This window comes from Kluyvera sp. (genome assembly GCF_965301105.1).
Map to the genome: position 1 here is coordinate 24606 of NZ_CBDKZX010000016.1, position 17367 is coordinate 41972.

Sequence of the window (17367 nt, forward strand, 5' to 3'; positions counted from 1 at the left end):
TGATGGGCTTAAAACAGCTACTGGAAAAAGTTGAGCCGCACTTCACGCAGGGCGGCAAGCTTGAAAAATATTACCCGCTGTATGAAGCGACGGCGACGTTGCTCTATACGCCGGGGCATGTCACCAAAGGCGCGGCGCACGTTCGCGACGCCATCGACCTGAAGCGCATGATGATCCTCGTCTGGTTCGCCGTTTTTCCGGCGATGTTCTGGGGGATGTATAACGTCGGGCTGCAAACCATCCCGGCGCTACACAAGCTGTACGGCGCAGAGCAACTGCAGCAGGTGATTGCCAGCAACTGGCACTACAGTGTGGCGCAGGCGCTGGGCGTCAGCTTCGCGCCGGATGCCGGCTGGCTCAGCATGATGATGCTGGGCGCGGTGTTCTTTGTGCCAATTTACGCCACGGTCTTTTTGGTTGGCGGGTTCTGGGAAGTGCTGTTCGCGATTGTGCGCAAGCATGAAGTCAACGAAGGTTTCTTCGTCACCTCAATACTGTTTGCGCTGATTGTTCCGCCGACCATGCCGTTATGGCAGGCGGCGCTCGGCATCTCCTTCGGCGTGGTGATTGCGAAAGAGATCTTTGGCGGCACCGGTCGCAACTTCCTCAACCCGGCGCTGGCCGGGCGTGCGTTTCTCTTCTTTGCCTATCCGGCGCAAATCTCCGGCGATCTGGTCTGGACCGCCGCCGATGGATTCTCCGGGGCGACGCCGCTCTCCCAATGGGCGAGCCATGGTGGTGAAGCGCTGGTCAACGTCGTCAGCGGGCAGCCGGTCAGTTGGATGGATGCCTTTATCGGCAACATTCCGGGCTCCATCGGTGAAGTCTCCACGTTGATGATCCTGCTTGGCGGGGCGCTGATTATCTTTGGCCGCGTCGCCTCCTGGCGCATCGTGGCCGGCGTGATGGTCGGCATGATCGCCTGCGCCACGCTGTTTAACCTGATTGGTTCCGAAACCAACCCGATGTTCGCCATGCCGTGGTACTGGCATCTGGTGCTCGGTGGTTTTGCCTTCGGCATGATGTTTATGGCCACTGACCCGGTTTCCGCCTCGTTTACCGATAAAGGCAAATGGTGCTATGGCGCGCTGATTGGCGCAATGTGCGTGCTGATTCGCGTCGTTAACCCAGCTTATCCAGAAGGGATGATGTTGGCCATTCTGTTCGCCAACCTCTTTGCACCACTGTTCGATTACCTGGTGGTGCGGGCCAATATTAAGCGGAGGAAGTCGCGTGGCTGAGAAGAAAAGTAACGATAGCATCGGCAAAACGCTGCTGGTGGTGCTGGTGCTTTGTCTGGTCTGCTCTATTGTGGTTGCCGGTTCTGCCGTAGGCCTCAAGCCGCTTCAGCAGGAGCAGCGGGCGCTGGATAAACAGCGCAATATTCTGGCGGTGGCCGGGCTGATGCACGACAAGATGTCTGCTGACGAGGTGGCTGAGGTGTATGCCAGCCGCGTAACGCCACGGCTGCTGGATCTGAAAAGCGGCACGATGCTTGAGGGCGACCCCGGGAAGTTTAACCAGATCCAGGCGCTGAAGGACCCGCAACAGAGTATCGCGCTGTCTTCCAGCGAAGACCCAGCCGGTATTCGTCGTCGCAGCAACATGGTGGAAATCTACCTCATCAAAGACGAAAAGCAGCAGGTACAGGAGATCGTCCTGCCGATTTATGGCAACGGTCTGTGGTCAATGATGTATGCATTTGTGGCGCTGGACACTGACGGGCGCACCATTAAAGGCATCACTTACTACGATCAGGGAGAAACCCCGGGGCTCGGCGGCGAGGTTGAAAACCCGAACTGGCGTGCGCAGTTTGTCGGTAAACGCGTCGTCAACGATGAAGGTCATCCGGCGCTGAAAGTCATGAAGGGCGCGGCACCACAGGGCGATCTGTACGCGGTGGACGGTCTTTCTGGCGCAACGCTCACGGCCAATGGCGTGCAGCACAGCTTTGATTTCTGGATGGGCGAACTGGGCTTTGGCCCGTTCCTGAAACAGGTGCGTGAAGGAGGGCTGAACCATGGCTGAACAGGGTGAAATGAAAGAGATGAAACGCCTGCTGGTGGGGCCGCTTATCGCCAATAACCCGATCGCGCTCCAGGTGCTCGGCGTCTGCTCGGCATTGGCGGTCACCACCAAGCTGGAAACGGCGTTTGTGATGACCATTGCGGTCACGCTGGTGACGGCGTTTTCCAGCATGTTCATCTCGATGATCCGCCACCATATTCCTAACAGCGTACGTATCATCGTACAGATGGCGATTATTGCCTCACTGGTTATTGTGGTCGATCAGTTACTGCGCGCGTTTGCCTATGAGACCTCAAAACAGCTGTCGGTTTTCGTCGGGCTTATCATCACGAACTGTATCGTGATGGGGCGTGCAGAAGCGTTCGCCATGAAGTCGCCACCGCTGGCGAGCTTTATGGACGGCATCGGCAATGGCTTGGGTTATGGCGCTATTCTGCTCATCGTTGGTTTCCTGCGCGAGCTTATTGGCAGCGGCAAGCTGTTTGGCGTCACGGTGCTGGAGACAGTGCAAAACGGTGGCTGGTATCAGCCAAACGGCCTGTTCCTGCTCGCGCCGAGCGCGTTTTTCATTATCGGTCTGCTGATCTGGGCGCTGCGTAGCTGGAAGCCGGAACAGCAGGAAAAGGAGTAACCGATTATGGCTCACTACATTAGCCTGTTTGTCCGCGCCGTGTTCGTTGAAAACATGGCGCTGGCCTTCTTCCTCGGGATGTGTACCTTCCTTGCGGTCTCGAAGAAGGTCTCCACCGCTTTTGGTCTTGGTGTGGCGGTAACGGTGGTTCTCGGGCTCGCCGTACCGATCAACAACCTGGTCTACAACCTGGTGCTGCGTGACGGCGCGCTGGTTGACGGCGTGGATCTCAGCTTCCTCAACTTCATCACCTTTATCGGGGTGATTGCGGCGCTGGTGCAGATCCTCGAGATGATCCTCGATAAATACTTCCCGTCGCTGTACACCGCGTTAGGTATCTTCCTGCCGCTGATTGCGGTGAACTGCGCCATCTTTGGCGGTGTGTCGTTTATGGTACAGCGTGACTATAACTTCAGTGAATCCATCGTTTACGGTTTTGGATCCGGTATCGGCTGGATGCTGGCAATCGTTGCGATGGCGGGAATTCGCGAAAAGATGAAGTATTCAAACGTGCCTGCGGGACTGCGCGGCTTAGGGATCACCTTTATCACCACCGGGCTGATGGCGTTAGGTTTTATGTCATTCTCCGGTGTGCAGCTATAAGGGCCGTTAATCATGGAAATTATACTTGGCGTAGTGATGTTTACGCTGATTGTGCTGGTGCTATCGCTGCTGATCTTATTTGCCAAATCGAAGCTGGTTAACGCTGGCGATGTGGTGATTGAAATTAACAACGAAGCGGATAAGCAGATTAAAACCCCGGCGGGCGACAAGCTGCTGAATACGCTGTCCAGCAACGGTATTTTTATCTCCTCAGCCTGCGGCGGCGGCGGCTCCTGCGGCCAATGCCGGGTCACGGTGAAAGAGGGCGGTGGTGAAATTCTGCCAACCGAGCTGTCGCACATTACCAAGCGCGAGGCCAAAGAGGGCTGCCGCCTGGCCTGTCAGGTCGCCGTGCGTCAGGACATGAAAATTGAGCTGCCGGACGAAGTGTTTGGCGTGAAAAAGTGGGAATGCGAAGTTATCTCTAACGATAACAAAGCCACCTTTATCAAAGAGCTGAAGCTGGCGATTCCTGCGGGTGAAAGCGTGCCGTTCCGCGCCGGGGGCTATATTCAGATTGAGTGCCCGCCGCATAAAGTCGCGTACGCCGACTTTGACGTGCCGGACGAATACCGTGGCGACTGGGATAAATTCAATCTCTTCCGCTATGTCTCCGACGTGAAAGAACCGACGCTGCGCGCCTATTCAATGGCGAACTATCCGGAAGAAAAGGGCATCATCATGCTCAACGTGCGTATCGCCACGCCGCCGCCGTCCGCGCCGGATGCGCCGCCGGGGATTATGTCCTCGTATATCTGGTCGCTTAAGGCCGGCGACAAGGTGACCATTTCCGGACCGTTCGGCGAGTTCTTCGCCAAAGACACCGACGCTGAAATGGTGTTTATCGGCGGCGGTGCAGGGATGGCGCCGATGCGTTCGCATATCTTCGATCAGCTTAAGCGCCTGCATAGTCATCGCAAAATCAGCTTCTGGTACGGCGCGCGTTCACTGCGTGAAATGTTCTATGAAGAGGAGTTTGAGCAGCTGGCACGTGATAACCCGAACTTTACCTTCCATATTGCGCTTTCCGACGCGCAACCGGAAGATAACTGGACGGGCTACACCGGCTTTATTCATAACGTCCTGTATGAGAACTACCTGCGTGACCACCCGGCGCCGGAAGACTGTGAGTTCTATATGTGTGGGCCGCCGATGATGAACGCCGCGGTCATTAAGATGCTCAAAGAGCTAGGCGTGGAGGATGAAAACATCATGCTCGACGACTTTGGAGGCTGATGATGTTAACGGTATTTCTGGCGACGTTCTGCATTTTTGCCCTCGTGATCCTCGGTATGTCGCTGGGGTATCTGGTGAAGCGGAAAAGCCTGCAGGGCAGCTGCGGCGGCATCTCTTCGCTGGGGCTCGAAAAAGTGTGCGACTGCCCGGAACCGTGCGATGCGCGTAAAAAGCGGATGGCCCGCGAGGCGCAGCGCCAACAGAACCGCATCCTGTAGTCCCTTAATCGCCCGGCTTTGCCGGGCGATTTGCAACACTTCTCATTTGCCAAAGTTATGCTGTATACTTATCCAGTGGTAAGTGAGGGCTAACGATGCGCAAAATAATCCATATCGATATGGACTGCTTCTTCGCCGCGGTCGAAATGCGCGACAACCCCGCCCTGCGCGATATTCCTGTCGCCATCGGCGGCAGTCGGGTGCAGCGTGGCGTCATCAGCACGGCGAACTATCCGGCGCGTAAATTTGGCGTACGCAGTGCAATGCCTACCGCTACCGCCCTGAAGCTGTGTCCGCACCTGACGCTTTTGCCGGGGCGCTTTGAAGCCTACCGTGAAGCCTCCCACCACATTCGGGAAATTTTCTCCCGCTACACCTCGCTGATTGAACCGCTCTCGCTGGATGAAGCCTATCTGGACGTCAGCGATAGCGTGCACTGCCACGGCTCGGCCACGCTAATGGCGCAGGAAATTCGCCAGACCATCTTCAACGAGCTGGCGCTGACGGCCTCTGCGGGCGTTGCGCCGGTGAAGTTTCTGGCTAAAATCGCCTCCGATCTTAACAAACCCAACGGCCAGTTCGTTCTTACGCCCGCCGAGGTCCCGGCGTTTCTGCAAACCCTGCCGCTGGCGAAAATTCCCGGCGTGGGCAAAGTCTCAGCGGCTAAGCTGGAAAGTATGGGGCTGCGCACCTGCGAAGATGTGCAGAATAGCGATCTCGCGATGCTGCTCAAGCGCTTTGGTAAATTCGGGCGGATCCTCTGGGAGCGTAGTCATGGGATCGACGAACGTGAGATCCACAACGATCGCCAGCGCAAGTCGATCGGCGTGGAGCGTACGCTGGAAGAGGACATTCATGAATGGGTCGACTGCGAAGCCATCGTCGAGCGTCTCTACCCTGAACTCGAACGGCGGTTGGCGAAAGTCCGGCCCGATCTGCGTATTGCCCGTCAGGGAATTAAACTCAAATTCAATGACTTTCAGCAGACCACTCAGGAGCACGTCTGGCCGCAACTCAACAAAGACGATCTGATCGCCACCGCGCACAAAGCCTGGCACGAGCGTAGGTCGGAACGTGGCGTACGGCTGGTTGGTTTACATGTCTCACTGCTGGATCCACAGCTGGAACGCCAGCTTCTGTTAGGGATTTAACGATGCAAATTCGGGCCTATCGCGACGGTGATTTCACAACCTTATGCCAGATTTTTCTGCGTGCGGTACGGGAAACAGCCAGCCAGCACTATGCCCCCGCGCAAATCGACGCCTGGGCTCAGGTGGATGAAGCTCGCTGGCGGCAAAAACTGGCGGCCTCGCGAGTGCTGGTCGCAGAAAAAGAGGGAGAAGTCGTCGGTTTTATTACCGCCGAGGATCGCTATATTGACCTGCTGTTTGTTTCGCCGACGCATTCCCGGCAGGGAGTCGCCAGCGCTTTGTTGGCCGAGTTGTTCGCTTTGATACCAACGGGAACATTAACGGTGGAGGCAAGTATCACTGCCAGGCCGTGTTTTGAGCGTATGGGATTTCAGGTTGTCGCAGAACAGCGGGTAGTGGCGCGTGGGGAGGCGTTTGTGAATTATCGGATGGAGAAACGCCGGTAAAATATCCCGGCGTTGCGTTACATGGCCGGGCTACCTACCAGGTAGACCGGCCAGGCGAAGCGTAGAACTTACTTCACCGGAATCGCTTTCAACAGTTCCGTCAGCAGCTGCCAGTACTGGCCAACGCTTTCGATATGAACCTGTTCATCCGGAGAGTGTGGCCCGGTGATGGTTGGCCCAATGGAGACCATATCCATGTTCGGATACGGTTTCTTGAACAGACCACATTCCAGACCCGCGTGGATAATCTGAATGTTTGGCACCTTGTTGAACAGGCGCTGATAGGTTTCACGCACCAGCTTCATGACCGGAGAGTTCGCGTCCGGCTGCCAGCCTGGGTAGCCGCCTTTCGGTTGGGTTTTGGCACCCGCCAGCGCACCCAGTGATTCCAGCATGCTCACTACGTAATCTTTACCGCTGTCGAGCAGGGAACGGATCAGGCAGTGGATCGTGGCGGTATCTTCCGTCATGGAAACCACGCCCACGTTGAGGGAGGTTTCGACGACACCTTTTGCCACGTCGGAGTTACGAATCACACCGTTCGGCGTTGCGTTCAGCAACTGCGTGAATGCATCGCGAGATGCCGCAGTCAGCGCTTTACCTTCAATGGTCGTGTTTTCCAGTACCAGCGTCAGGTTCTTCTCTTTGGCAGACAGCTCGTTTTGCAGAATGTGCAGATAGGTCTCTACCAGCCCTTTCAGCGCGTCGACTTTGTCTGCCGGAATAGCGATAGCGGCGAAGGCTTCACGTGGGATCGCGTTACGCAGGGTACCGCCGGTGAAGTCAACCAGACGCAGATCCAGTTCCGACGCGTGGGCCACCAGGAAGCGTGCCAGCAGCTTGTTGGCGTTGCCGAGTCCGAGGTGAATATCACCGCCGGAGTGGCCGCCCTTCAGGCCTTTCAGCGTCAGCTTGAAGGTCTGGAAACCAGCCGGAATGGCTTCACGAGTCAGCGGCAGGTTGCTGGTGAAGTCGATACCACCGGCGCAACCCATATAGATTTCACCTTCTTCTTCCGAGTCGGTGTTGATCAGGATGTCGCCCTGCAGCCAGTTCGGTTGCAGACCAAACGCGCCGTCCATACCGGTCTCTTCGGTCATGGTCAGCAGAACTTCAAGCGGGCCGTGTTCAACGGACTCATCAGACAGCACCGCCAGCGCGGAAGCCATACCGATACCGTTATCGGCACCCAGCGTGGTACCACGGGCTTTCACCCATTCACCGTCGATGTACGGTTGAATCGGGTCTTTGGCGAAGTCGTGTACGGTGTCATTGTTTTTCTGCGGCACCATATCGAGGTGAGCCTGCAGCACAACCGGTTTACGGTTTTCCATACCCGGAGTCGCGGCTTTGCGAATCAGAATGTTGCCAACCTGGTCGCGCTCGGCGTGAAGGCCTTTTTCTTTCGCCCAGCCGACGATGTGCGCGGCGAGCTGCTCTTCATGATGAGAAGGGTGCGGAATAGAACAGATTTTGGCAAAAATATCCCATAAAGGTTGCGGGGATAATTGAGACAGTTCAGACACGATGAGTCTCCTTACGGCTTTCTGCAAAAGTCGCTTGCAGGTAAAGGGTTAGCATAGACATATACCACAAGCCTGGCTTGCGCGATGGGGTTGAGAATACCACTTTCTGCCCTTTCCGGTAGAACAAACCACGTAAAAAGAGCCGGGGATTCCGCTTAACACTGGTTTTTAGTGCGTCAGATCTCTATAATCTCGCGCAACCTATTTCCCCCTTGAACACTTTTTAAGCCGTATAACACAGGCTGGGACACTTCACATGAGCGAAAAATACGTCGTCACCTGGGACATGTTGCAGATTCACGCGCGCAAGCTGGCTGCACGCCTGATGCCATCTGAACAGTGGAAAGGCATCATCGCCGTTAGCCGCGGTGGTTTGGTACCGGGCGCACTGCTGGCACGTGAACTGGGCATTCGTCATGTCGACACCGTATGCATCTCCAGCTATGACCACGACAACCAGCGCGAGCTGAAGGTCCTGAAGCGCGCAGAAGGCGATGGCGAAGGCTTTATCGTTATTGACGATCTGGTCGATACCGGCGGTACTGCCGTAGCAATTCGCGAAATGTATCCAAAAGCGCATTTCGTCACCATCTTCGCTAAACCGGCTGGCCGCCCGCTGGTTGACGATTATGTTGTAGATATCCCGCAGGATACCTGGATTGAACAGCCGTGGGACATGGGCGTGGTATTTGTACCGCCTATTTCTGGCCGTTAATTCAGTCAATAAATGCGCTTCCAACGCCCGGTCATGCCGGGCGTTGTTTTTTTTAATGTCCCACGCGTTACAATGGATTAAAGATCGTATCCATGGAGGTTTTGTGATGCCAGAAGCTAATCTCAGCGAAACGCTATTTAAGCCGCGTTTTAAACACCCTGAAACGTCCACGCTGGTACGCCGGTTCAGTAGCGGTGAAGCTCCAAGCATGCAGTCTGCGCTGAGCGGCAGCACCGTACCGCACTGGTATCGAATGATTAATCGCCTGATGTGGATCTGGCGTGGCGTCTCGCCGCAGGAAATTCTCGATGTACAGGCACGCATCGTGATGAGCACAGCTGAACGCACCGACGATGAGCTGTACGACACCGTGGTGGGCTATCGCGGCGGCAACTGGATTTACGAGTGGTCAACGCAGGCGATGCAGTGGCAGCAGAAGGCCATGCAGGAGCAGGACGAGACCCTCAGCGGCCGTCACTGGCTGCATGCCTCTAATCTTTATAGCATTGCCGCCTATCCGCATCTGAAGGGGGATGACCTCGCCGAACAGGCGCAGGCGCTGGCGAACCGTGCTTATGAAGAGGCCGCCAAACGTCTGCCGGGGTCAATGCGCGAACTGGAGTTTGCGATTCCCGGCGGCGCGCCAATCACCGGTTTTCTACATATGCCGAAAGGCGATGGCCCGTTCCCGACGGTATTGATGTGCGGTGGATTAGATGGCCTGCAAAGCGACTATTACAGCCTGTACGAGCGTTATTTTGCCCCGCTTGGCATTGCGATGTTGACGGTGGACATGCCGTCGATCGGTTTTTCTTCCAAATGGAAGCTAACCCAGGATTCCAGCATGCTGCATCAGCACGTGATTAAGCAGCTGCGCGATGTTCCCTGGGTGGACCATACCCGCCTCGCGGCTTTTGGCTTCCGCTTCGGCGCTAACATCGCCGTACGTCTGGCTTATCTGGAAGCGCGGAATCTGAAGGCCGTGGCCTGCCTTGGCCCGGTGGTCCATAGCCTGCTGAGCGATCCGCTGCGTCAGGGCCGCGTGCCGGAAATGTACCTCGACGTCCTGGCCTCGCGTTTAGGTATGCATGATGCCTCTGATGAAGCGTTACGCGTGGAGCTAAACCGCTACTCGCTGAAAACGCAGGGTTTACTGGGGCGCCGCTGCCCGACACCGATGCTTTCCGGCTACTGGGATAACGATCCTTTCAGCCCGGAGGAAGAGTCTCGGCTGATCGTTTCGTCATCGGCGCAGGGCAAGCTGATGCCGATTCCGTTTAACCCGGTGTACCGTAATTTTGATAAGGCGCTGAAGGAAATTGCCGGGTGGATCAACAATAGATTTTGTTAATATATTGATAAATTCTATTGATTTGGTAAAACAGTTGCATCACTAAAGGAGATCGCAATGACGTTACCGAGTGGACACCCGAAGAGTAGATTGATCAAGAAATTCACTGCGCTTGGCCCCTATATCCGCGAAGAACAGTGCCAGGACAACCGCTTTTTTTTCGACTGCCTGGCCGTTTGCGTTAACGTAAAACCCGCGCCAGAGAAGCGTGAGTTCTGGGGCTGGTGGATGGAAATGGAAGCTGAAGAGCATCGTTTCACCTACAGCTACCAGTTCGGCCTGTTCGACAAAGAGGGAACGTGGCAGGCTGTCGCGATCAAAGACCCGGAGGTCGTAGAACGTCTGCAGCAAACGCTGCGCGGTTTCCACGAGCGGGCGAGCGAACTGCTGAAGAGCCTGGATTTAGCGCTGGAACCTGCCGACGGTTTTGCGAATGAAGCGGTGAAGCGCACGGCTTAATAATAAAGGCCCGATATTTTCGGGCCTTGATATTCGGTCATAAAAAAGGCCTCCAGCTGGAGGCCTTTTTCGTATTATCTTAGAACTGGTAGGTCATCCCGACAGCAACCACGTTGTCGGTCATAATAGCCAGACGTTTGGTCACCGCATCTTCATCGATCAGGTTGATTTTATAATCGACAAATGCCGACATATTTTTGTTGAAATAGTAGGTCGCGCCAACATCAACATATTTCATCAGATCCTGATCGCCAATCCCGTTATCCAGGTCTTTACCTTTCATCTGCACGTAGCCGAGTGACGGACGCAGACCGAAATCAAACTGATACTGCGCCACCGCTTCAAAGTTCTGTGCTTTATTCGCAAAGCCCTGGTCGGCGGAAACCAGACCTTTAATTGGGGTCATATTACGGGTTTCGGTATAAATCATCGCCAGGTAAATATTATTGGCGTCATATTTTACGCCGGTGCCCCAGGATTCAGCATTCTTACCGCCTTTCGCCAGCGATTTTGCCTGCTGTATGTCGGTGCGGTCAGAGTTGGTGTACGCCGCGCTGATCGCGAAGTCGCTGCCGCCGAAATCATAAGATAGAGAGGTACCGAAACCGTCGCCGTTGGCGGTGGCATAGGTGCTACGGTCATTTTTACCCTGATATTGCAGGGTTAAATCCAGACCGTCGACCACACCAAAGAAATCGGTGTTACGGTAGGTGGCCAGGCCGCTTGAGCGCTTGGTCATAAAGTTATCGGTTTTGGCGGTAGAATCACCACCGAATTCCGGGAACATATCGGTCCAGGCTTCAACATCGTACAGTGCGCCGAGGTTACGACCATAATCAAAAGAACCAAAGTCTTTTAATTTCAGACCGGCAAAAGCCAGACGTGTTTTCTGCGAAGAAGCGCTACCACCTTCGTCGTTATTACCGGCAAATTCAGATTCCCAGCGGCCATAACCGGTCAACTGATCGTTAATTTTTGTTTCGCCTTTAAAACCAAAACGCACGTAGGTTTTATCGCCATCAGCGCTGGAGTCATCGCTCATATAGTGCATGGCTTTGACTTTGCCGTAGACGTCCAGTTTATTACCATCTTTGTTATAAACTTCTGCGGCCATAGCTGAAGACGACGCAATAATACCCATCACTGTTAATGCCAGAGCTGTTTTTTGCATTTCTCAATCCCGGTTTTTTTATACTTAAAAGAGTGCTGTGAAAGACCATTGTGAAAAAACAGGAACGTTTTTATCCCGCTCGTGTTAAAAATTTATGACAAAGTTCTATTGAATATAAAAAAGTATGATTAATTTTTTCTGTCATAAAATTGTCAACATTTGCCTCCAGGCTGTCTGATCCCGCGCAACAAAACCCCGGCTTTCTGCGCTGCCTGTTGGCAAGCGAGCTGACTCCTGTTACAACGTTTGTTTGGATCGATACTTCTTCTTTTTAACGGCAGAGAATCATGAGTGATAGTCAGACGCTGGTGGTCAAACTGGGCACCAGTGTTTTAACAGGCGGATCGCGCCGCCTGAATCGCGCGCATATTGTTGAACTGGTTCGCCAGTGCGCCCAGCTCCATGCAGCTGGACATCGAATTGTCATTGTAACGTCAGGAGCGATTGCCGCCGGGCGTGAGCATCTGGGTTACCCTGAACTGCCCGCGACTATCGCTTCTAAACAGCTGCTTGCCGCCGTTGGCCAGAGCCGCTTAATTCAGTTATGGGAACAGCTCTTCTCCATTTATGGCATTCACGTCGGTCAGATGCTGCTGACTCGCGCCGATATGGAGGACCGCGAACGTTTCCTTAACGCGCGCGATACCCTGCGCGCGCTGCTGGACAACAATATTGTTCCGGTAATTAACGAGAACGACGCCGTCGCGACGGCGGAAATTAAAGTGGGCGACAACGATAATCTCTCCGCGCTGGCGGCGATTCTGGCGGGCGCGGATAAACTGCTGTTGCTGACCGATCAGCAAGGGCTGTTCACCGCCGATCCGCGCAGCAATCCTGACGCTGAGCTGATTAAAGATGTTTACGGTGTGGATGACGCGCTGCGCGCCATTGCCGGCGACAGCGTCTCCGGCCTGGGGACGGGCGGCATGGGCACCAAGCTGCAGGCCGCAGATGTCGCCTGCCGCGCGGGTATCGACACTATTATTGCCGCTGGCAGCCTGCCGGGCGTGATTGGCGACGTGATGGCGAATGTCTCCGTCGGCACGCGTTTCCACGCCCAGGATACGCCGCTTGAGAACCGCAAACGCTGGATCTTCGGCGCACCGCCAGCCGGTGAACTGATTGTAGATGAAGGCGCAACCTCCGCCATTCTGGAGCGCGGAAGTTCATTACTTCCAAAAGGCATTAAAAACGTGACAGGCAACTTCTCTCGTGGTGAAGTGATCCGTATTCGTAGCCTTGCAGGCCGCGACATCGCTCACGGCGTAAGCCGTTACAACAGCGATGCGCTGCGCCTTATCGCCGGGCACCACTCGCAGGAAATTGACGACATTCTCGGCTACGAGTATGGCCCGGTTGCCGTGCATCGCGACGACATGATTACCCGCTAAGGAGTTCGACATGCTGGAACAAATGGGCATTGCCGCCAGGCAGGCCTCCTATACGCTGGCGCAGTTATCCTGCCGTGAGAAAAACCGGGTTCTGGAAACTATTGCCGATCATCTGGAATCTCAAAGTGAAGAGATTCTTGTGGCTAACGCCGAAGATTTAGCCCAGGCGCGCGAAAACGGCCTGAGCGAAGCCATGCTCGATCGCCTGGCGCTGACGCCAGCTCGTCTGACGGCGATTGCCAACGACGTCCGCCAGGTCTGCGTGCTGGCCGACCCGGTAGGGCAGGTGATTGACGGCGGGCTGCTCGACAGCGGCTTACGCATCGAACGCCGCCGCGTCCCGCTGGGCGTGATTGGCGTGATTTATGAAGCCCGCCCGAACGTCACCGTTGACGTGGCGGCGTTGTGCCTGAAAACCGGCAACGCCGCGATTCTGCGCGGCGGTAAAGAGACGTATCGCACCAACGCCGCCACCGTTGGCGTTATCCAACGCGCGCTGAAAGAGTGCGGTCTGCCAGAAGCAGCCATTCAGGCCATCGACAATCCGGATCGCGCGCTGGTGAGCGAGATGCTGCGTATGGATAAGTATATCGATATGCTGATCCCTCGCGGCGGTGCGGGTCTGCACAAGCTGTGCCGTGAGCAGTCGACGATTCCGGTTATCACCGGTGGTATCGGCGTTTGTCATATTTATATTGATGACAGCGCAGAGATTGAAGCGGCGCTGAAGATTATCGTCAATGCGAAAGCCCAGCGCCCGAGCGCCTGTAATAGCGTGGAAACGCTGCTGGTGAATCAATCCATCGCCGATCGCTTCCTGCCAGCGCTGAGCCAGCAGATGGCTGAAAGCGGCATTACGCTGCACGGCGATGAGACGGTGATGCGCGAGCTGAAAGGCCCGGCAACGCTGGTGCCGCTGAAGCCGGAAGAGCTTGATAACGAGTACCTGTCGCTGCATCTCAACGTGGTGCTGGTGCCGGATATTGACAGCGCCATTACACACATCCGTCAACACGGCACCCAGCACTCCGACGCGATCCTGACCCGCACCCTGAGCAACGCCAACCGTTTTATCAACGAAGTGGACTCCTCCGCGGTGTACGTCAACGCCTCCACCCGTTTCACCGATGGCGGCCAGTTCGGCTTGGGTGCAGAAGTGGCGGTGAGTACCCAGAAACTCCACGCGCGCGGCCCAATGGGCCTTGAAGCACTGACCACCTACAAGTGGATCGGCTTCGGCGAAGATACCATTCGTGCGTAATTGAAAACGGGCGATGCAAAAATAGGCGGTTGATTAATCTGACTATTGACGCATCGCCCGGTTAGTCTTAACCTTTTACCCCGTGATTCACGCTCGTGAACACCTCTTGCAGGGCCGATATAGCTCAGTTGGTAGAGCAGCGCATTCGTAATGCGAAGGTCGTAGGTTCGACTCCTATTATCGGCACCATTTAAATCAAGCGCTTATCTGAATTTTAAGTAAACTACTTTCTCCTCTTGTGCCGTATTTGGCATCCGCCGGCCTTTGTGCTGATGATCGATACGCTTTGGTACTCGGAATAACGGGGTCCGCCATTCGCTGTGTAACCCGCAAGATATCAATGACCTATGCGTGCCTGATGCTCGGGAGAGCAATATTCGCCGACGATTTTAATCGTTTCAAGCGCCAGCGCTATCTACCGCCGGGCCGTAGCCGTAGCTTAAGCCCATACAACCGAGCCCAAGCGCGGACACTTCGAGTTCTGATTGACCCAGATAACGTTCTTGCATTGATTAATTGTCTCTTTTATCGCGTCTTAAACGTCCAGTTTGCGACCAGTCAACCATTCAATTCTGGCGGGATCGCGGTGGGAGAAGAAAGCACTTGTTGCGGTATCGATAGCGGTAATCTGCAGCATATCTTCATCACTCAGTTCAAAATCGAGAATGTTAAGGTTCTCTTCCATGCGTTCTTTTCGCACCGTTTTTGCCAGCGAAACGATGCCTCGTTGGAAGATCCACCGCAGCACAACCTGTCCAACGCTTTTACCGTACTTCTGGCCAATCGCTGTTAACATGGGATGCTCAAACAGACCATTTTTACCTTCTGCAAACGGTGCCCAAGCTTCCGGCTGAATGCCATGGCTTTGATTCCATGGAACCGCATGCAACTGCTGGTTGAAGGGGTTAACTTCAATCTGGTTCACCGCAGGGCAAACCTTGTTGAAGGCAATGAGATCGGCCAGTCGGTCAGGATGGAAATTGCTGACACCAATGGCGCGAATTTTACCTGCCTGCTGAAGTTCTTCCATAGCACGCCATGCCCCATGGACATCGCCGTAAGGCTGGTGAATTAGATACAGATCGACGTAATCAAGTTGCAGCCGATTCAGGGAGCGTTCGAACTGTGCTTTAGCGCCTTCGTAGTTAGTATCCTGCAGCCATAGTTTGGTCGTTACAAAGAGCTCGTTACGGGTGATACCGCTTTGTTTCAGCGCATTCCCGACCTGGGTTTCATTCTGATAAGACGCGGCGGTATCAATCAGGCGGTATCCCGTATCGATGGCATCAATAACGGCTCTTTCGCATTCAGCGGCATCAGACATCTGAAACACACCAAAGCCCAACAGGGGCATTTCAATACCGTTGTTCAGTTTTACAGTTTGCATGACGTTATCCTTTGGTCGTTGAGTAGGAAAAGGATAGCGCAAAGTGATTTATTTAATTAGATGGGGTAATTAGCTAGGGTTTATTAGATTTGTTCATTAATAAGGGACTCAAGGTCGGCTTTGTGCCAAGAGCGGAAGTTAACTACGGATAAAATTCAGCGCCTCACCCCCAGAGCCGCTGCATAATGGCAATAAGCTACACTTGTTCATTATTTCCAAAACAGGAAAGCCTTCCGCTGCTTCAACGGTGTGTGTTTGACATCGCGCAGTTGGGACATTTTGATCAACAACGAGCATGGCCAGCTAACGATGAAATTGATACTTGTTCGACACGCAGAAACAGAGTGGAATTTGGAAGGAATTATTCAGGGGCACAGCGATAGCCCCTTGACCTGTCGGGGTTTGCGTGAAACATCCGTCCTACTAGCAGCGTTTAGTGCAAGTGAGTATCAAATAGAGAGTGTTTACGCTTCTCCGCTTGGGCGTGCCTGGCAAATGGGGCAAAGCCTGGCTGAACACTTTCATTGTTCACTGACGGCTGAACCGGCCCTTAAAGAGCAGGCCTTTGGTCAGTTTGAAGGTATGCCGTTAGAACTACTCAGACAAAAACATCCGAACGATGCAAATGCGTTATTCAGGCTTGATGCAGAGTATTGTCCACCTGGGGGGGAGTCACTGGCGCATGCTTCTCAGCGAGTTATGCGTTTTTTACAAAACCTGGAAGATACCTCATCACATCAACAAACAATATGTATTGTGTCTCACGGGCATGTCAGTCAGGGCACTCTGGCAATTCTTAAAGAAGGGACTGTCAATAGTTTCCCTCGCTATGCTCACCCCAATGCAAGTTATTCTGTTATCGACCTGATTAATGGAAAATGTATCGGCCTAAAGTGGGGGATTGCTACACATTTACGTCACCTGAATTAGTGGCTACCTTTCAAGCATTGAAAACCCATCCTGCCAGAGTCATCATTATTTAAGCACAATGTCCGCTTTTGGCACGCAGCGGACGTTGCTGACTGAGCTGAAGGTCCGCTGCGTGCCAATAGCAGACCTTACCCACTGCAGTAATTTACTCGACTGAGATCCATTCAGTAATGGTTCTCGCCAACGCCTCAGGTTGTTCGAGCGGGATCATATGACCGCAATCCTTGATGGTTCTCAACGATGCACTAGGTATGGCATCGACCAGTTCCTCCGCCTCCTGCATTGAACGGATGGCGTCATCTTCACTGGCAATAACCAGAGTGGGACAACCTATCGTTGCTGAAGGAATACCTTGTCGGGTTAAGGTCGATTGCGTAATGAAGGCTTCAAATCCGAGACAACGTCCCATTTGCTGGATAGTTGAAATCATATCCCGATCTGATGCGTTTAGGGGGTGCAGTGACCGGGCAATAGCATTGCTGCTCAGCCCCTTAAACGTTGCGGGTGACAATGACTGCGCGCTTTGCCGCTTTGATTCCGCCTCTAATGGCGTATCCTCCCGTAACGAACTGGCAATCAGTACCAGGGACTCCACACGATCCGAAAAATCTGCAGCAAACTGCCGGGCAATGTACCCTCCCAGTGAAAAACCTATCAACGTAAATTTGTCAGGCAGACAGGTACTCATATGCTGCGCGATATCATGCAGGGTTAGTCCTCCGGTTACGGAAGCATGATGAACAATACAGTTTGCCGGCAGGTATGTTTCAAATTCATGCCAGAGCATTTCATTCAGCATATACCCGGGAATTAAAACGATCGTTCGTGGCATTAGGCTCATAGCACTCGCTTAAATATATCGA

General features: G+C 54.1%; 18 protein-coding genes, 1 tRNA gene and 1 pseudogene. 15 read left to right on the plus strand and 5 right to left on the minus strand.

Annotated features, from left to right (window positions below; all coding sequences use genetic code 11):
- The first annotated feature begins 2 nt into the window (after nt 1–2).
- From ACW14G_RS08745 to ACW14G_RS08780, 8 genes are all read left to right on the plus strand, one after another.
- Nucleotides 3–1241 carry an NADH:ubiquinone reductase (Na(+)-transporting) subunit B gene (locus ACW14G_RS08745; protein WP_167577342.1) on the plus strand — a complete coding sequence of 413 codons (1239 nt, stop codon included), beginning with the start codon at nt 3–5 and terminating at the stop codon, nt 1239–1241.
- Nucleotides 1234–2028, plus strand: a complete 795-nt coding sequence (locus tag ACW14G_RS08750) for a Na(+)-translocating NADH-quinone reductase subunit C (RefSeq protein WP_163449466.1) — start codon at nt 1234–1236, stop codon at nt 2026–2028. The genes ACW14G_RS08745 and ACW14G_RS08750 overlap by 8 nt, the downstream gene beginning before the upstream one ends.
- The gene (locus tag ACW14G_RS08755; protein WP_163449467.1) at nt 2021–2659 is read left to right on the plus strand and encodes an NADH:ubiquinone reductase (Na(+)-transporting) subunit D; all 639 of its coding nucleotides are present in this window, start codon (nt 2021–2023) and stop codon (nt 2657–2659) included. The genes ACW14G_RS08750 and ACW14G_RS08755 overlap by 8 nt, the downstream gene beginning before the upstream one ends.
- Before the next feature lie 6 nt (nt 2660–2665).
- Nucleotides 2666–3262 carry an NADH:ubiquinone reductase (Na(+)-transporting) subunit E gene (gene nqrE / locus ACW14G_RS08760; RefSeq protein ID WP_064547661.1) on the plus strand — a complete coding sequence of 199 codons (597 nt, stop codon included), beginning with the start codon at nt 2666–2668 and terminating at the stop codon, nt 3260–3262.
- Between the two features lie 12 nt (nt 3263–3274).
- Nucleotides 3275–4498: an NADH:ubiquinone reductase (Na(+)-transporting) subunit F gene (nqrF, locus tag ACW14G_RS08765; protein WP_064547662.1), complete on the plus strand. Its 1224-nt coding sequence runs from the start codon at nt 3275–3277 to the stop codon at nt 4496–4498.
- Nucleotides 4499–4500: 2 nt separating this feature from the next.
- Nucleotides 4501–4716, plus strand: a complete 216-nt coding sequence (nqrM, locus tag ACW14G_RS08770) for a (Na+)-NQR maturation NqrM (protein ID WP_064547684.1) — start codon at nt 4501–4503, stop codon at nt 4714–4716.
- A 95-nt stretch (nt 4717–4811) separates the two neighbouring features.
- On the plus strand, nt 4812–5867 hold the full coding sequence (gene dinB / locus ACW14G_RS08775; RefSeq protein ID WP_163449469.1) for a DNA polymerase IV: 1056 nt from the start codon (nt 4812–4814) through the stop codon (nt 5865–5867).
- A 2-nt stretch (nt 5868–5869) separates the two neighbouring features.
- Complete coding sequence (locus tag ACW14G_RS08780; RefSeq protein WP_223803266.1) at nt 5870–6313, plus strand: GNAT family N-acetyltransferase; 444 nt, start codon at nt 5870–5872, stop codon at nt 6311–6313.
- 68 nt (nt 6314–6381) lie between these two features.
- Here the strand turns inward: ACW14G_RS08780 and pepD are convergent, their stop codons facing one another.
- Nucleotides 6382–7839, minus strand: a complete 1458-nt coding sequence (gene pepD, locus ACW14G_RS08785) for a cytosol nonspecific dipeptidase (RefSeq protein WP_249022279.1) — start codon at nt 7837–7839, stop codon at nt 6382–6384.
- A gap of 256 nt (nt 7840–8095) precedes the next feature.
- Here pepD and gpt point away from each other — a divergent pair, with 256 nt between their 5' ends.
- The 3 genes from gpt (at nt 8096) to crl (ending at nt 10364) form a co-directional block, all read left to right on the plus strand.
- A complete protein-coding gene (gene gpt, locus ACW14G_RS08790; RefSeq protein ID WP_064547670.1) occupies nt 8096–8554 on the plus strand; it encodes a xanthine phosphoribosyltransferase in 459 nt (152 codons plus the stop codon).
- Between the two features lie 106 nt (nt 8555–8660).
- A complete protein-coding gene (frsA, locus tag ACW14G_RS08795) occupies nt 8661–9905 on the plus strand; it encodes an esterase FrsA (RefSeq protein WP_249022278.1) in 1245 nt (414 codons plus the stop codon).
- Nucleotides 9906–9962: 57 nt separating this feature from the next.
- Nucleotides 9963–10364, plus strand: a complete 402-nt coding sequence (gene crl / locus ACW14G_RS08800) for a sigma factor-binding protein Crl (protein WP_065357890.1) — start codon at nt 9963–9965, stop codon at nt 10362–10364.
- A 79-nt stretch (nt 10365–10443) separates the two neighbouring features.
- Here the strand turns inward: crl and phoE are convergent, their stop codons facing one another.
- Complete coding sequence (gene phoE / locus ACW14G_RS08805) at nt 10444–11535, minus strand: phosphoporin PhoE (protein ID WP_163449474.1); 1092 nt, start codon at nt 11533–11535, stop codon at nt 10444–10446.
- Nucleotides 11536–11822: 287 nt separating this feature from the next.
- Here phoE and proB point away from each other — a divergent pair, with 287 nt between their 5' ends.
- The 3 genes from proB to ACW14G_RS08820 all read left to right on the plus strand — a co-directional run bounded on the left by proB (nt 11823) and on the right by ACW14G_RS08820 (nt 14376).
- Entirely contained in the window at nt 11823–12926 is a 1104-nt protein-coding gene (gene proB, locus ACW14G_RS08810) for a glutamate 5-kinase (RefSeq protein ID WP_249022277.1), read from the plus strand.
- A gap of 10 nt (nt 12927–12936) precedes the next feature.
- Entirely contained in the window at nt 12937–14187 is a 1251-nt protein-coding gene (gene proA, locus ACW14G_RS08815) for a glutamate-5-semialdehyde dehydrogenase (protein ID WP_167576652.1), read from the plus strand.
- Nucleotides 14188–14300: 113 nt separating this feature from the next.
- Nucleotides 14301–14376: transfer RNA gene (locus tag ACW14G_RS08820), tRNA-Thr, on the plus strand.
- 212 nt (nt 14377–14588) lie between these two features.
- Here ACW14G_RS08820 and ACW14G_RS08825 read toward each other — a convergent pair.
- Together ACW14G_RS08825 and ACW14G_RS08830 are read right to left on the minus strand one after the other, a co-directional pair.
- Nucleotides 14589–14696 (minus strand): annotated as a pseudogene (locus ACW14G_RS08825) (aldo/keto reductase); the annotation flags it as partial.
- A 26-nt stretch (nt 14697–14722) separates the two neighbouring features.
- Nucleotides 14723–15574, minus strand: a complete 852-nt coding sequence (locus tag ACW14G_RS08830) for an aldo/keto reductase (protein ID WP_223803972.1) — start codon at nt 15572–15574, stop codon at nt 14723–14725.
- A gap of 309 nt (nt 15575–15883) precedes the next feature.
- On the opposite strand from ACW14G_RS08830, the gene ACW14G_RS08835 reads away from it, so the two are divergent.
- Nucleotides 15884–16504: a histidine phosphatase family protein gene (locus ACW14G_RS08835; protein ID WP_455648564.1), complete on the plus strand. Its 621-nt coding sequence runs from the start codon at nt 15884–15886 to the stop codon at nt 16502–16504.
- A 145-nt stretch (nt 16505–16649) separates the two neighbouring features.
- On the opposite strand, the gene ACW14G_RS08840 is transcribed toward ACW14G_RS08835, so the two are convergent.
- The gene (locus ACW14G_RS08840) at nt 16650–17345 is read right to left on the minus strand and encodes an alpha/beta fold hydrolase (RefSeq protein WP_419057657.1); all 696 of its coding nucleotides are present in this window, start codon (nt 17343–17345) and stop codon (nt 16650–16652) included.
- Nucleotides 17346–17367: the final 22 nt, after the last annotated feature.